Below are 15,173 nucleotides of genomic sequence, written 5' to 3' on the forward strand. Positions count from 1 at the left end.
CTGGGTGCAACTATTCAACTGCAAGTATTAGGCAATATTCTCTTACCCGGTTTGGCAATTTTGGCCATTGGTTTATTTATTGGTCGGATGCTGGGCTGGTATCTTTCCACATTGGGCAGTAATTGGAATTGGCGGGAAAAACTGTTTTTATTACCAGGGAACTCAGCCAAAGCTACAGTACAAGCAGCAATTGGGGCAATTCCCCTCGCCCAAGGTATTGCCGGAGGTGAGATAATTTTAGCGATCGCAGCTTTATCAATTTTAGTTACAGCACCGTTAGCAGCTTGGGCAACTATGACCTTTGCACCTAAATTATTAGAACGGGGAGAAATTGATCCCACAAAAGTAACAGTTACCACTCCTACCCTATTACTAGCAGCCGTTGATACATCAGGTTTAGCAACAGCAGTTTTAACCAAAGTCGCAGATTTAGCACGACGCAGTAATGGTGAAGTTATAGTTTTGCATATAGTGAATTTACCCAATCAGCAAGAAATTCAACAACTAGAATCACAAACTCAAAAATTGTTATCAGATATCAGATATAAATTTGTAACTGTCACTGGTACGGTTCCAGAGGAAATTATTCGCACTGCCCAAAAGCATAATGCTACAGCAATTATCATGGGAAAACGGGGTCATCAGCCTTGGGAAAAAGTCCTCATAGGCTCAGTATCGCAAGCAGTATTAGAAACAAGTCCCATACCTGTAATCTTAGTAGAAAATCGTGATACCAATTATCAGTAAACCCGTTGGTAAAATTTATAGCGGTATGCACTTGAATGAAGTACATCATAATCCCCTCCTCGCTTACGGAGAGTGGGTTGGGGTTCTTTTATCTCCCTTAACTATACTAAAAACGGATGATTGCTAGACTTTTGCCCAGGGAAAGTCTTTGTATATCAATACTCCTGGCGATTTTAAAAGTAAATCTACAACCCGTTTTTAGTATAAGAACCGCCATACCACAAGTCAGAATTATTTTGGCACAGACCAAGAGCGAACTTGACCCAAAGTTACAGGAATTCTCTCACTAACATCAATAGTAAACAGAAAAACTCTTCTCGCCCTGCGTCCATTTTCCGGGTCAAAAAACTTTAACTTCACATCCCAACAATCACTATTAATTCTACAAAAAGGACTTTTTTCTACTTCAATACTATCAAGCTGCATCCCTGTAGAAATAGCTTGAGAAAAACTAGAAGCCGCTTGAAAAGCATTAGTTACAGAAAAATTTAACGCCCGGTCTTTAGCAAATTTTCCTAAATTTTGTAAATCATAGTAAACTCGATTTAAGAAACTACTCAAAGCTTTTCGCATTGCGATTTCTTCTGCCGGTGCAGTTTCTCCAGTAATCACAGTTTGCAAAGCCGCATCTACTAAACTGTTGACTTTCCAACCATACATTCCCCTAGTATTCGTAAGAGTAATCACAGGCACAACTTGACCAGAAAATAACTCTACACTTCTATCTGTTAATCTTGCAGGAATACTCACCCTTTCTACAAAATCATCACTATCTTCTGGTTGAATTTGTCCCTCTAACATTAAAACCAGAATTTCATAGATATCAGCAGCAAAACCGCTAACAGGTTCTAAAGCATAAATAGGAGTCAGTTCTTGGTTGAGAGTCCAAATTAAAGGTTTAGCTTCCGTAGGATTTTGGGACAAATAATCAACCATCTGCCGCGCATCATAAGGGTTAGCGGGTATAACAGCACCGTCAATATTTACTGCTGGCATTAATTGTTTAAAGGAGTCCCTTCTGGCTTCATCACCAAAGTCATAACCGATATTACCCAAAGCATAAACCAATTTAGAAGCCGCACTGGGAGTAATAGAATCAGCCGAGTAATTAATTCCCTGGCTTATAGCTAACTTCTGTTGAAACTGACTGCTAATAGAGCTTTCAACTAAGGATTTTTCCACCTGGTTACTGACATCAATACTAGGTGCTACTTCCAGCAACATCAGGTTATTTTCAGTCCTTTGAAGAGGACTTTCGCTATTATCCCGGAAATTAATTTCCGGGTGGGATAGTTTGACATATTCAGCCGTTAACCTTTCTCCCGTCAATAATTGAAACGCCCCCGGAATATTCAACTTACCCAACAAACAGCGTTCCGGTTCTTCCACTTCTTCCGGGTTACAGGGAATAGCACTATTTAAAATCGCTTCCCGCACTGCTTCGGCGTTGGGTTGTTCTCCCCGTTGCAGTTGCATACTCATTAATAATGCAGAAATACCTGTAACAATAGGTGCAGCGCAACTTGTACCTTTTTGTTTAATAGGTTCTTCCGTTCCCGGTTGTGCGCCTAAGATATTTTCGCCGTTAGCCATCACCCCTTTATTTTGATATTCTCCACCGTAATTACTAAATTTAAACGGCTGGCCATCGTCGCGCATTGCACCTACAGTAATCACACCTGGAAGAATAGAGGGAATACACCAACATTCACCTTTATCATTACCACCAGGGGCAACAATTAACATATTATTGTCTTGGCATTGTTTCACAGCACGGGCAAATAAATCTGGTGCTACTCCGGTTTGGGTGGGGTGACAAGCGGCGATATGGATGATATTTGCCCCCCATTGCAAAGCAGTATTAATCGCGTGGGTGAGGTTGATAGGGGAAATAAAATCATCGTTAGCGAAGGAAATGGGAATATTTAATGCTGTACATAAAGGGGCAATGCCTGGGGCGGGTGTGCCGTGTTGTCCTAAGATGGTGCTAGAAATATGAGTAGCATGACTTGATAATTCGATGCGTTGCCTAATAGCTGGGGGAAAGGGGGCAAAAAATGCTTCTCGTTCTTTTTTCGCTTCTTCTTTATCGTGGTCTGGATCTTCTTTTTTATCTTTTTGTTGTTGGTTAAATTCTAAATATAAATTGAGATAATAAAAGTATTTTTCGTTCAGTTCAATATCTTCTGACCAGTAGGGTTGAAATTGGCTAAAATTTGCACCTTGAAAACAACTGCGTTCTAAATCTGCTGCACCGTCAAGAATAGCAATTTTAATCCGGAGGTCGCCTTTTGTACGTGTCCAAATTTCGGGTATTCCTGGAATGTCAGTAAGGTCTGGCATGGGTTTTGTTAGTGTTATAATTGGTGCTATGATAGTTAGTAAAAAGTCTAATTTTTAAAAGTTAATGCCAGCTAAAGATATTTTTCATCATGCTGTTAGGATAGGGTTAGAAAAAGATGGTTGGGTAATTACGGATGATCCTTTAAGGATTGAAGTTGGTGATGTAGAAATGTATATTGACCTCGGTGCAGAGCAAGTTTTAGCTGCTGAAAAAGCCGGAGAAAAAATAGCGGTGGAAATTAAGAGTTTTATTGGTACATCCAATATTTCTCAATTTCATCAAGCCATTGGACAGTTCTTTAATTATCGTGTGGCATTAGAAGAAGAACAATCTGAACGAGTTTTATATTTAGCTGTTCCTTTAGGAATTTATCACTCTTTCTTTCAATTGCAGTTTATCAAAACAGTTGTTGAGCGTTCCCAACTCAAAATCATGATTTATGATCCGATTCAGGAGGTAATTGTAGCATGGAAAAACTAGAACAATATCGCAATTATGTAAAACAAGTTATCACAGAATACGCTCAGTTAGGTTCAGCTAAGGATGAAATTGAACAACAATTGATTTTTGATACCGTTGGCGATCATTATCAGTTGATGTATGTGGGCTGGAAAAACAGACGACGGCAGCATGGTTGTGTTTTGCATTTGGATATTAAAGATAACAAGATTTGGATACAACATGATGGAACTGAAATTGGTATAGCAGATGAGTTAGTTAAATTAGGTGTTCCCAAAGCAGATATTGTTTTAGCATTTCATGAACCTTTGGTTAGACAATATACAGGTTTTGCTGTTGGTTGATTTTTACATGAATTTTACTAGATACAGCACTTTGTGTAACATTGTTCCTTTTGGGAATTGCAGAAAATTTCATGGTAAATTTCTTTGTCAGAATCAGAATTTACAGGATGTAATATTAGGCAGGTGGTTTTATATTAACTCATTTGATAATACAGACTTAAATTTTTAATGCTTCCAGTAATTAACTCTCTTTCAGGAAAACCCACAATTACATGATTTACCGATTTATTTCTATAATAATTATGAACTCTATTTGCCATATCATTCCTTAAATTATAAATAAATTCATTCGGATCAAGCGGGTGATAATGAAGAGTTTTTTCTTGCTTATCTCTACTCAACGAAACCGTTAAAGCCGAAGAATATTTTAACAATTCTAAAGCTGGTTTTGATAACAATTTCCCTAGTTGAAGTTGGATATTGGAAAGTTCAAATTCATGTCGCTTAATTTCAGGATACAGCTTGATGTCACTACGACCATTGAAGCAAAAATCAAACCCTACTAACAACAAATTACCAAATATAAGTGATCGTAAATCTTGACTATTACCATGTATAGATATTGCAGTTTCAACTTTTTCTGGATAGTCTTTAATTATAAACCAGAATTTTAAACGCGAATCTTCAAATTCATTTCGCAAATCTATTCCTGTGAAAATTGTTAAAACTTTGCTAAAATCAAAGTCATTGCCCAAAAATTGCTCGATTAGTTGATAATCAAATTTAACATCAACCCTAGCTTCTACTTTGCGAAAGAAGTTAAGTACAGAATTAAATTGCTGCTGGTAGTTATCCTGAAATAATATGTTAAACCGAGTTGCATAAATTTTATCTTGTTCCAGTTTACAGGAACACTCAATCGTACAATCTTCAATTTGTTCTGCAAAATTCTCAAAAATATCTAAAGGATAGAAATATTCAACATCAAAGGCTTGTTTATGTTCGTTAATATAACGAATATGATGATTCACATTATTCGGATTTTGATTAGATACAATCATTATCAATGATAATTCCTTTAATTATGCCTAGAAAACCTCAAATTTTCCAGCCTGGGTATTCTTATCACGGCGTGAGTGTCGGGAAATGTTTCTTTATGCAATAAACAAGGCTTTGAATAAATACAATTTCCAGCTTTATGCTTTGTGCATTATGTCAAATCATGTTCATTATTTGATTGCACCTAAACAGCCAGAAGATTTATTCAAAATAATGCACTTCTTCAACTGGTATATTGCTATGTGTTTTAGCCGAATTTTAAGACGAACGGGATATTTTTGAGAGAACCAATATTACTGTGATGGTTTTTTATTCAGATAGAGAAAGAGCATTAAATACTTGACGGTATATTCACGCTAATCCTAAAGCTACCAAAATGCGCCAGACTTTTCTCTATGACTTCAGCAATTATGGCAGTTATGAACGCTTAACTGATGATAGGTTAACTCAATGGTATCCGGCTTTTTTGCGACTAGGAAACAGTTTAGACGAATGCGCCAGGAAGTATAAACCCCAGGAGATGACCCCAACCCAATGCCACTGGGGTAGTAAGCTGTTGGCTGGGGTTCATCTCATAAAGAAGGGTTCAACCACTAACCCTAAAAAAATCAAAATCCAGTTTTACACCCCCGCCGTGCTAGGTATCGGAAACCCTTGAACTGACAGAGGTTGTCCGTCAATTCATCGAGGCGAACCGTGCGCCAGGGGATGGGTCAACAGATTTTTGACCTTTTTTCAGGTGAGTGATAGAACGAGGTGATTTACTCCGCGTCGTCCCCTGCAAAAGGAATTCCCCATAAATAATATATTTGGGGTATAACCTGTCCACTTTTATCTTTAGAACTAGCGTTGGTTTCGCGTTGCACAGGGGCAACTTGTTGGGGGCGGATATTTTTCTTAGTCATGGTGTTTTTTCCTTTGTTTGTTTGGACTACTTCTTCGATGTGAAGAAGATTGGTTTGGTGAAGGCGTTAAATTTATGTTGAAGGGGAATTTAACGAGTTGTGATTCACCAGAGGCTTTTTTTAGGTGAAGCGATCGCTCCCGTTTCCTTTCCTCTTAAGAGATGGTTAGGCAGAGGTCAAGGTTTAGCGTTAACTCAATATGAATTTCTCAGAATAAAATAATCAATCCAACTGCTCAACCTGTGACTATTAGTTGGAAGTAATAATCAGTAAGCTAGAATTGATTTAGCTAGTTGATTCTAAGATTACAGTAAATAATTATCCCACGCAAGGCTTTATTCATAAGAATACTCTATCTAATTTCAAGCCATCTGCATTGATATTTAGTTAATATTTTGATCACACCCTTAGTCATGTTAAGTAGCTTACAATACATATTTGTATTTCAGGGAGAAGTCAAAATAAACAACCAACGATTACCGTTATTTTTTACATAAAAAAACTGATCTATGTTAAATTACGTAAATAATATTTAAATTTTAAACCAGATAATGTAATTATTTAGCCTATGCTTGACAAGCAAAATTGGTAACTTAAATGCTAATAAATAGATATTTATGGCGAAAAAAGATTACGTAAGCAGACAATTAACCAATTAAATGCTGAAATCCTCAATGGAAGCAGAAATACAAAAAATATGGAAGTTAACACAGGGTGATTCACAAATATGTGTGGCGGTACTAGATGGATTAGTTGATCTATCCCATTCCTGCTTTAATGCAGCAAATTTAACACAACTACCAACACTAATCCAAGATAAAGCTACTAATGGAACTATGTTTGGACATGGTACTCATGTAACAAGTATTATATTTGGTCAACCAGAATCACCCGTTGAAGGAATTGCCCCCCAATGTCGAGGTTTAATCGTCCCTATCTTTGGGGATAATAATAGGAATCTTTCTCAGTTAGATTTATCTCGCGCCATTGAACAAGCCGTCAATGCTGGGGCGCATATTATCAACATCAGCGCTGGACAACTCACCGATAATGGTGAAGCAGAAAGTTGGTTAAATCAGGCTGTGCAACTCTGTAAAAACAACAATGTTTTAATTGTGTCTGCTGCGGGTAACGATGGTTGCGAATGTTTGCACGTCCCCGCATCCTTACCCACTGTTTTAGCAGTAGGGGCGATGGATAACCAAGGTAAACCCATCGACTTTAGCAACTGGGGAGAACTATATCAAAACCAAGGCATCCTCGCACCAGGGGAAAACATCTTAGGGGCAGAACCGGGAGGAGGGACACAAAAACTCAGTGGTACTAGCTTTGCTACCCCCATTGTTTCAGGAGTAGCTGCTTTACTGCTAAGTCTGCAAATTAAACGCGGTGAAAAACCAGATCCCAGTCAGGTCAGAACCGCCTTATTAGAAACTGCTATCCCTTGTACAACCAAGGATACTGTCGATGTGAGTCGCTGCTTACTAGGTAAGTTAAATATTTCTGGTGCATTGCAATATCTAACAGGAGGAACAATGTCTGAAGAATTAGATACCTTGGAAATCGTTGACAGTGTAGAAGCTACTGGTTGTGGTTGCGGTGGGACAGACACCACAAATATTACTGAATCCGAACCCAATTCTGAAGAATTTATCCTAGATGAACTTTCTGAAGCTGTTCCAGCTATGCCTGTGACAATTTCTGCACCTTTGACAACTGCAAATATATCAAATTCCAGACCTACAACCATGCCATATCGCACATCGAACTACATCACCGCCAAGCAAGCACCCAGCGACTTCGCTGAACTTAACCTAGCTTATGCTTTAGGAACACTGGGTTATGATTTTGGTTCAGAAGCCAGACGGGACTCCTTTAAACAATTAATGCCAGGGGTAGTAATAGACAGAACAGTAATTCCTGCTAATCCTTATGATGCCCGGCAGATGGTAGATTATTTAGGAGGTCATCTTTCTGAAGCTAAGTCTTTAATTTGGACATTAAATTTAGAATTAACACCCATCTATGCTATTGAACCAGATGGGGCTTTTGCTAGAGATGTCTATGCAATTTTACAAGAATTATTATCAGGACAAATCCAACCAGAAGACAGCGACAATTATGTAGAGAGAGTCAGCATTCCAGGGATTTTAACCGGACGGAGTGTTAGACTATTTTCTGGTCAAGTTGTGCCTGTAATTGAAGTTCCCAATACACGGGGGCTTTACGGTTGGAAGGTCAACACCTTAGTTGATGCAGCTATTCAGACAGTACAAGCACAAGCCAAAGAAGCACAAGAAGAGTCTATCCGCCGCACTTTGGGTAGTTTCCTCAGCCGTATTTATTATGATTTACGTAATTTAGGTACAACTTCCCAAGATAGGGCGTTGAATTTTGCTTCCACCAATGCTTTTCAAGCTGCGTCTACTTTTGCCGAAGCTGTGGCTATAGGTATGGAATTGGATAGTATTACTGTAGAAAAAAGTCCTTTTTGTCGTTTAGATAGCGATTGTTGGGATGTAAAATTGAAATTCTTTGATCCTGAAAATAGCCGTCGTGCTAAGAAATTATTCCGGTTTACAATTGATGTGAGTGATATTATTCCTGTTACTTTGGGTGAAGTCCGTTCTTGGTCTACACCTTATTAATTATCAGGGTTAGTAGTGAGGACTTTAGTTCTCAATAATGGAAGGATGGAAGTTTTCACTACGAACCAAATATCACAAAGCAAATAAACCACTTATGAAATTACCTAAACTTTCCCCACCAGTAAAAAGACCGGATATTATTTATCCCCATCGGGTTGTTGATGTCATTCATGGCAGAGTTGAAGATTTAGTTCATATTCGCATGGATTTACTGCATGGTGCTAATTATAATGATCCGGCTGCATTTCAAAATCGCAGTTATCAGCAAATTAAATCTTCTTGTCGATGACAGATGGCACATTTTCCCGGTTACTCATATCATAAGTTTAAGTATAAATCTATAGCTTAAGCTTGTGTAATGAAAAGCCCAATTTTAGCCACAGCCGTATTTTTAACTACCATTAGTCTGACAACAACTGCCCAAGCAGCCAACTTTGAACACGTCAGACAGTTATTAGCTACCAAGCAATGTCAAAATTGCGACCTGACTAATGCTGGTTTAGTCATGGCTGACTTATCTGGAGCGGATTTAAGCGGTGCTAATTTGACAAATGCTAACCTCAGCCGTGCCAATTTAAGCGGTGCTGATTTACGAGGCGCAAACTTAAGTGGTGCTGGTTTATTTGGTGCTAACCTCAGCCAAGCTCAACTCAGTGGCGCAAATTTACTGGGTGCTGACTTGAGAAACACCTTTTTAGCGAATACAGAATTTAATGGTGCTTATTTAGATGGCGTTAACTTTCAAGGTGCAGTTGGTATACCCTTGCAAATTGCTACACCAGAAGAATTTTATGCTTTAGGAGTTGCAGAAGCACAAAAAGGTAATCAAAGGCAAGCAATCAATTATTTTGATCAAGCGATCGCATCTCAGCCAGAATATGCAGGTGCATACTTAGCCCGTGGTGTTGCTCGTTACCAAATATTTGACCGAGAAGGCGCATTCCAAGATGCTCAAACAGCCGAAAAAATGTTTAAAGCCCAAGAAAACGAGATAGGAATTCAAACCGCAGAAGCCTTTATGAAAGAACTACAAACACCCTACTCAGCGAAAGTCAGCACTGGCCAACCTAGCTTTTTTGACTTTGTAGGCAGTCTTGGCTCAGTTTTACTGCAATTTTTACCTTTTTAAATGAAAAGTGTGAAGTGAGAAAAAACTTCCCAATAACTAATGACTAATGACTTTATCTACTGACTTATGGGTAGCAAATCAAGATTTAGCACAAGCTTGTCTCAAGCATCCTTTCGTTCAAGGCATCGCCGATGGTACTCTAAAACCAGCTAAATTTGCCAACTATATCGGGCAAGATGCTTTTTTCTTAGAAGCCTTTGCCCGTGCATATAGTATAGCGGCAGCGAAAGCCACAGATTGGCAAGGTTTTACGACATTTCACGCCTTAGCTGATGGAGTTTTGGCAGAACTAAAGTTACATAAAAACTATGCTACTCAGTGGAAAGTTGATTTGCGTACTGTAGAACCTGAAACTGCTACCCGTCGCTATACTGATTTCTTACTAGCTACCGCCTGGAGTAGTGATATAGGTGTCACTGCTGCCGCCATGTCCCCTTGTATGCGTCTTTACGCTTTTTTGGGACAACAGTTAGCCCATAATGGTATCCCTAATCATCAGTATGCCGATTGGATTCGGACTTACAGCAGTGCAGATTTTCAACCCCTGACACAACAATTAGCAAGTTTGGTAGAACATTACGCTGCTGCTAGTTCTTCATTGTACTCAACTTACCGTTATGCCATGTCTTGTGAACTAGACTTTTTTCAGGCTGTTTGGGCAAAATAATATAAGCGTCACGACGCGTAAAAAATTCTCTACAACAGGAGTTAAACTGTTTTGCTGCCAGATTACAGCAGTTTCTATTATAGGTACATCTTCTAGTATAGGACGATAATCTACACCAGACCTTTGAAGATTCTGTAGAGAAGATGGTATGATCGCCACACCCATTCCCGCCGATACTAATCCAATAATTGTTTGCATTTGAATCGCTTCCTGAGTAATGTTAGGTTGGAAATTTTCCTGCTTAAAAATACTCATGATGCGATCATAAAGTCCTGGTGCTAGATAGCGGGGAAACATGATCAAAGGTTCACTTAGGAGCGAGCGCACTGAGATGTTTTCTTGTTGAACCAATGAATGAGTTGACGGCAAAGCCACAACTAAGGTTTCTTTGCGAATACACTTATAAGATAGTGTGTCATTTTCTAAAGGTGGATGAGCAAAACCCACATGAATCAGGGAATCTTTCAGTGCTTGCTCCTGTTGACTTGTAGTTAACTCCAGTAAAACTAGTTCTACTTCTAAAAATTGCTTGCGAAATTGTGGCAAAATCAAGGGTAATAAGTCGTAAATTACCAAACTAGTAAATCCTATTCTCAGTTGACCTGTTTCACCTCTTCCAGTCCTTTGAGTCAGTCCCACTGCTGCTTCTAGTTGCACCAGTATTTGATAAGCCTCTTGTAAAAAAACTTTACCAGCTTCTGTTAGCTGTACTTGTCGCTTAGTTTTACGATGAAAAAGTTTTACTCCTAGTTCTGCTTCTAGCTGCTGAATTTGTTGACTCAGAGGCGGTTGAGCTATATGCAGTCTTTCTGCTGCTTTACTGAAATGTAATTCCTCAGCTACAGCGATAAAGTAGCGCAGGTGTCGTAGTTCCATATTTTTAATACTTTATAAGTATCAAATTTAAATAAATATATATTGGACATCTCAAAAAAGTCTACCTATGATACTTGTACAGAGATTTGATTAAGGTAAGATCAATGGGTGAAAAAACAATATCAGAGAATTTAAGAAGTCGAGCTATTACCCAAGGAGTGCAGCGATCGCCTAATAGAGCTATGCTGCGAGCCGTTGGTTTTACAGATGAAGATTTCAACAAAGCCATTGTCGGCATTTCTAATAGCTACAGCACAATTACCCCCTGCAATATGGGGATTAACAAATTGGCGCAACGGGCAGAAATTGGTATAAAGAATGCCGGGGCAATGCCCCAAATGTTCGGTACTATCACCATTAGTGATGGAATTTCTATGGGAACCGAGGGAATGAAATATTCTCTCGTATCACGGGAAGTTATCGCTGATTCCATTGAAACCGCCTGTACTGGACAAAGTATGGATGGCGTGCTGGCTATTGGTGGGTGTGATAAAAATATGCCAGGGGCAATGTTAGCCATGGCACGCATGAATATCCCTGCTATTTTTGTTTATGGTGGCACAATTAAACCCGGTCACTACGATGGTAAAGATTTAACCGTTGTTAGTTCCTTTGAAGCAGTTGGTGAATACAGCGCTGGCAAAATTGATGATGACGAACTCTTAGCAGTGGAACGTGAAGCCTGTCCTGGTGCTGGTTCCTGTGGTGGGATGTTTACAGCAAATACCATGTCTTCCGCTTTTGAAGCTATGGGAATGAGCTTACCCTATTCTTCCACAATGGCAGCCGAAGATGATGAAAAAGCCGACAGTACCGAAAGATCCGGCGTAGTTTTAGTGGAAGCTATTCGGAAACAAATCTTACCTCGTGACATCATCACCCGGAAATCTATAGAAAACGCCATTTCCGTAATTATGGCAGTGGGTGGTTCTACAAATTCAGTATTACACTTTTTAGCGATCGCTCGTGCGGCTGGAGTAGAACTTACCATAGACGACTTTGAAACCATTCGTGGACGTGTCCCAGTTATCTGTGATTTAAAACCCAGTGGTAGATATGTCGCCACAGACTTGCACAAAGTGGGCGGAATACCCCAAGTCATGAAAATGTTACTTGTGCATGATTTACTCCACGGTGACTGTTTAACTATTAGTGGTCAAACAGTGGCCGAAGTCTTAGCAGATATCCCCGCCGAACCACGCAGCGACCAAGATGTGATTCGTCCTTGGAATAACCCCATGTATGCACAAGGACACTTAGCCATCCTTAAAGGTAATCTAGCCACAGAAGGGGCAGTAGCCAAAATTACCGGAGTTAAAAAGCCGATTATTACTGGCCCTGCACGGGTGTTTGAGTCTGAAGAATCCTGTTTAGACGCAATCCTGGCAAATAAAATTAATGCCGGGGATGTTCTGGTTATTCGTTACGAAGGCCCCAAAGGTGGCCCTGGTATGCGAGAAATGCTGGCTCCCACTTCAGCAATTATTGGGGCTGGGTTAGGCGATGCCGTCGGCTTAATTACCGATGGTCGCTTTTCCGGCGGTACTTACGGCATGGTAGTTGGTCACGTAGCCCCAGAAGCGGCCGTTGGTGGTGCGATCGCCCTTGTAGAAGAAGGTGATAGCATTACCATAGATGCCTCTAATCGCCTCTTGCAATTGAACGTCTCAGACGAAGAATTAGCCCGCAGACGTGCCAATTGGCAACCCTTACCGCCACGTTATACCAAAGGTGTACTAGCTAAATATGCCAAATTAGTATCTTCTAGCAGTGTCGGTGCAGTCACAGATTTAGACTTATTTAATGGTTAGCCATTAGCTATTTCCACCAAACAGAGACGTTGTATACAACGTCTCTATCACAGGTTTGAAATTGTTACAATAAAAATGAAAATAGTTGCTGCTCATCTTCTTTGCAGTTATATTAAAAAGTATTGTCTAATCACAGTTAATATCCGGTAATAGTACTTACCAATCATCCCCAAGATGGATTAATAATTAGCTTCGGTCAGTTGTGAAATGTATTATGGCTTCTCAAATAGACATAAATTTGTCCGCAGAAGTTTTACAACGCTGGCAAACAGCGAAAAGTGCTGTAAACCGAAGCGTTAACTCAATAACTAACTCAGCACAGCAGTTTAGCCAATCTGTAAAAGCAACAGCAAATACAAAAACTGGTCAAGCACTGAATACAGTTACAACTACCTTAGAAAAAGCTCAAGATTCCATAGAACAAACTTGGCAAACTGCTGTTACTTCCTCCATAGATGATTGGCTGAATCAACACCCAGCATTTTTGCGATTATTTCATATTCTTGATTGGACAGTTAATCACCCGATTATCAGTTTAATCATTCTGCTTTTAGGAATTGCTCTAATCTGGAGTATTATCAAAGCAATTATCCGCCTGATAGAAACAGCTAGTTGGTCAATACTGCAAATTCCACTCAGATTAATTTGGGCTTTCCTAAAACTGAGCTTTGTTTCCTTAACTAAATTGAGAAGTTTTGCTGTTCAACCAGTGACCGATACTCAAACAACTAACAAACTAGCACTTCTACCTACAAACCCTCCAACCCTTGATCAAAACAAACACCAACGATTAGCAGAAATCTCTACCCGATTAGAAAAAATTCAACAAGAACAACAAGAACTCTTGCAAGAAGCCGCAGACATAATTGCTACAGAAAAAATAGAGGTGTAGCAACTCTCAATTATCTCTTTGCGCCTCTGCGTGACACAAACTCACTAACCCTAACGCCCAGTCCATAACTGAGTAATAATCTCATCCTCCTGACCAGCCAAAAAATTAGCAAAGCGCCGAGCTAAAGGTGGTACAATCACCAGAGGGTTACTAAAACCAGAGAAAATATGAACACCCTCAAATCCTGGAATAGCGCCAATCAAAGGTAAGCGATCGCAACTAAAAGCCACCAAACAATGATGCCAAGTTCCTGGTAAATTCGCTAATATCGGTAAAACTTGCTGAATATTTGTTCGTAACCACATTTCACTTTCCTCAGCGTTAATCTTGCCCAAAGGATCTGTGAGAACACGGCTAACCTGACCCAAACGCAAACTAGCATCTTGAAATTGAACCGCCCCCACATCTAAAATCGGCGGTACTGGTTCATTAGGTACTTGCCATAATTCATCAACCTTAGTAGATTCCGCCTCTAACTGAAACCGTTGCAGATTTGCTGGCATGATTAAAGTGCGTAAACTCAACTCAACAGGTGGAGTTTCGATGACCTCAGCATGAGTAAAATACAGCTTCATGGGAATACCAGCCAACTTTAGTAGCTGTCTGCTAAATCCACCCGCGCAAATCACTACATTCTCACTGTGGTAAGTGTGAATATTTGTTTTTACACCCTTCAACTTCATGCTGGCATTAGAAGATGAAGTGGTTTGTAAATCGAGAACCTGAGCAATTTGCATTTCACCCCCAGCACGTAGAAAGGCTTGAATATAGCCCTGTGTTGTCTTTGTTGGGTTAATATGACCATGTTTAACAGTCAAAGCCCCGGCGATCGCTTCTGGATTCAGCAGTGGTTCCAACTCACAAGCCTCTTTAATATCGAGTAACAGAGGTGGAGTAGCAACATGATTATAAGATGCAGCAGCAGCTTGTGGATCGCTATCAGCCGCAATAGTGAGTAATAAATCTAGTTCCCGCAACTCAGTTTCAGCGTCCAACTCGGAATCCAAATTTTGGTAAAGAGCGATCGCCTCTTCACATAATTGGTGCATCAGTGGCGTACTCCCAGACCAATAAGCCAGACCACCATAACTATAACTAGTGGCATTCTTCGATTTGCCTTGTTGTTCTAACAAAAGTACATTAAAACCTGTTTTCGCCAATTCGTAGGCGATCGCCGCACCCGTAATTCCTGCCCCAACCACAATCCAGTCATAGTTCTTCATTATTTACGCTTTTTCTTAATTCCCATACATCATATATAGATATATCTAGAACACTCCAAATCCTGCAAACTCTTCTGTGGGCAAGGCAAACGATTCTTAGTATCACCCCTTTAAAAAAAACTTTGGTTC

17 protein-coding genes are annotated in these 15,173 nt (G+C 39.7%); 12 read left to right on the forward strand and 5 right to left on the reverse strand.

The window, feature by feature from the left end:
• Positions 1-747: universal stress protein (locus VB654_RS23540; RefSeq protein WP_323216257.1), on the forward strand; the 747-nt coding region annotated here is incomplete at its 5' end.
• A 231-nt stretch (positions 748-978) separates the two neighbouring features.
• Here VB654_RS23540 and VB654_RS23545 read toward each other — a convergent pair.
• Complete coding sequence (locus VB654_RS23545; RefSeq protein WP_323216258.1) at positions 979-3,090, reverse strand: PatA/PatG family cyanobactin maturation protease; 2,112 nt, start codon at positions 3,088-3,090, stop codon at positions 979-981.
• 64 nt (positions 3,091-3,154) lie between these two features.
• Between VB654_RS23545 and VB654_RS23550 the strand changes: the two genes are divergently transcribed.
• Together VB654_RS23550 and VB654_RS23555 are read left to right on the forward strand one after the other, a co-directional pair.
• The gene (locus VB654_RS23550) at positions 3,155-3,571 is read left to right on the forward strand and encodes a XisH family protein (RefSeq protein WP_323216259.1); all 417 of its coding nucleotides are present in this window, start codon (positions 3,155-3,157) and stop codon (positions 3,569-3,571) included.
• On the forward strand, positions 3,559-3,894 hold the full coding sequence (locus tag VB654_RS23555) for a XisI protein (RefSeq protein WP_323216260.1): 336 nt from the start codon (positions 3,559-3,561) through the stop codon (positions 3,892-3,894). The genes VB654_RS23550 and VB654_RS23555 overlap by 13 nt, the downstream gene beginning before the upstream one ends.
• Before the next feature lie 134 nt (positions 3,895-4,028).
• Here VB654_RS23555 and VB654_RS23560 read toward each other — a convergent pair whose 3' ends face one another.
• A complete protein-coding gene (locus VB654_RS23560; protein ID WP_323216261.1) occupies positions 4,029-4,895 on the reverse strand; it encodes a LynF/TruF/PatF family peptide O-prenyltransferase in 867 nt (288 codons plus the stop codon).
• Between the two features lie 85 nt (positions 4,896-4,980).
• Between VB654_RS23560 and VB654_RS23565 the strand changes: the two genes are divergently transcribed.
• Both VB654_RS23565 and VB654_RS23570 read left to right on the forward strand, forming a co-directional pair.
• Positions 4,981-5,175: a transposase gene (locus tag VB654_RS23565; protein ID WP_323216262.1), complete on the forward strand. Its 195-nt coding sequence runs from the start codon at positions 4,981-4,983 to the stop codon at positions 5,173-5,175.
• 94 nt (positions 5,176-5,269) lie between these two features.
• Positions 5,270-5,551 carry a hypothetical protein gene (locus tag VB654_RS23570; protein WP_323216263.1) on the forward strand — a complete coding sequence of 94 codons (282 nt, stop codon included), beginning with the start codon at positions 5,270-5,272 and terminating at the stop codon, positions 5,549-5,551.
• A gap of 103 nt (positions 5,552-5,654) precedes the next feature.
• Here VB654_RS23570 and VB654_RS23575 read toward each other — a convergent pair whose 3' ends face one another.
• A complete protein-coding gene (locus VB654_RS23575) occupies positions 5,655-5,798 on the reverse strand; it encodes an anacyclamide/piricyclamide family prenylated cyclic peptide (protein WP_323216264.1) in 144 nt (47 codons plus the stop codon).
• 99 nt (positions 5,799-5,897) lie between these two features.
• Here VB654_RS23575 and VB654_RS23580 point away from each other — a divergent pair, with 99 nt between their 5' ends.
• From VB654_RS23580 to VB654_RS23600, 5 genes are all read left to right on the forward strand, one after another.
• Positions 5,898-6,020 (forward strand): hypothetical protein, encoded by a 123-nt coding sequence (locus tag VB654_RS23580; protein WP_323216265.1) that lies wholly within the window; start codon positions 5,898-5,900, stop codon positions 6,018-6,020.
• A gap of 452 nt (positions 6,021-6,472) precedes the next feature.
• Positions 6,473-8,446 carry a PatA/PatG family cyanobactin maturation protease gene (locus VB654_RS23585; RefSeq protein ID WP_323216266.1) on the forward strand — a complete coding sequence of 658 codons (1,974 nt, stop codon included), beginning with the start codon at positions 6,473-6,475 and terminating at the stop codon, positions 8,444-8,446.
• A gap of 94 nt (positions 8,447-8,540) precedes the next feature.
• Positions 8,541-8,735: a cyanobactin biosynthesis system PatB/AcyB/McaB family protein gene (locus VB654_RS23590; RefSeq protein WP_323216267.1), complete on the forward strand. Its 195-nt coding sequence runs from the start codon at positions 8,541-8,543 to the stop codon at positions 8,733-8,735.
• Positions 8,736-8,804: 69 nt separating this feature from the next.
• On the forward strand, positions 8,805-9,575 hold the full coding sequence (locus tag VB654_RS23595) for a pentapeptide repeat-containing protein (RefSeq protein ID WP_323216268.1): 771 nt from the start codon (positions 8,805-8,807) through the stop codon (positions 9,573-9,575).
• 46 nt (positions 9,576-9,621) lie between these two features.
• The gene (locus VB654_RS23600; protein ID WP_323216269.1) at positions 9,622-10,242 is read left to right on the forward strand and encodes a TenA family protein; all 621 of its coding nucleotides are present in this window, start codon (positions 9,622-9,624) and stop codon (positions 10,240-10,242) included.
• Here VB654_RS23600 and VB654_RS23605 read toward each other — a convergent pair.
• Entirely contained in the window at positions 10,210-11,118 is a 909-nt protein-coding gene (locus VB654_RS23605) for a LysR substrate-binding domain-containing protein (protein ID WP_323216271.1), read from the reverse strand. The genes VB654_RS23600 and VB654_RS23605 overlap by 33 nt on opposite strands.
• A 119-nt stretch (positions 11,119-11,237) precedes the next feature.
• On the opposite strand from VB654_RS23605, the gene ilvD reads away from it, so the two are divergent.
• Both ilvD and VB654_RS23615 read left to right on the forward strand, forming a co-directional pair.
• Positions 11,238-12,929: a dihydroxy-acid dehydratase gene (ilvD, locus tag VB654_RS23610; RefSeq protein WP_323216274.1), complete on the forward strand. Its 1,692-nt coding sequence runs from the start codon at positions 11,238-11,240 to the stop codon at positions 12,927-12,929.
• A gap of 214 nt (positions 12,930-13,143) precedes the next feature.
• A complete protein-coding gene (locus VB654_RS23615) occupies positions 13,144-13,821 on the forward strand; it encodes a hypothetical protein (protein WP_323216272.1) in 678 nt (225 codons plus the stop codon).
• Positions 13,822-13,871: 50 nt separating this feature from the next.
• Here the strand turns inward: VB654_RS23615 and VB654_RS23620 are convergent, their stop codons facing one another.
• On the reverse strand, positions 13,872-15,044 hold the full coding sequence (locus VB654_RS23620; RefSeq protein WP_323216273.1) for an FAD-binding oxidoreductase: 1,173 nt from the start codon (positions 15,042-15,044) through the stop codon (positions 13,872-13,874).
• Between the last annotated feature and the right edge of the window lie 129 nt (positions 15,045-15,173).

Origin of the sequence: Nodularia sp. UHCC 0506, assembly GCF_034931045.1 — a bacterium.
Classification (GTDB): Bacteria; Cyanobacteriota; Cyanobacteriia; order Cyanobacteriales; family Nostocaceae; genus Nodularia.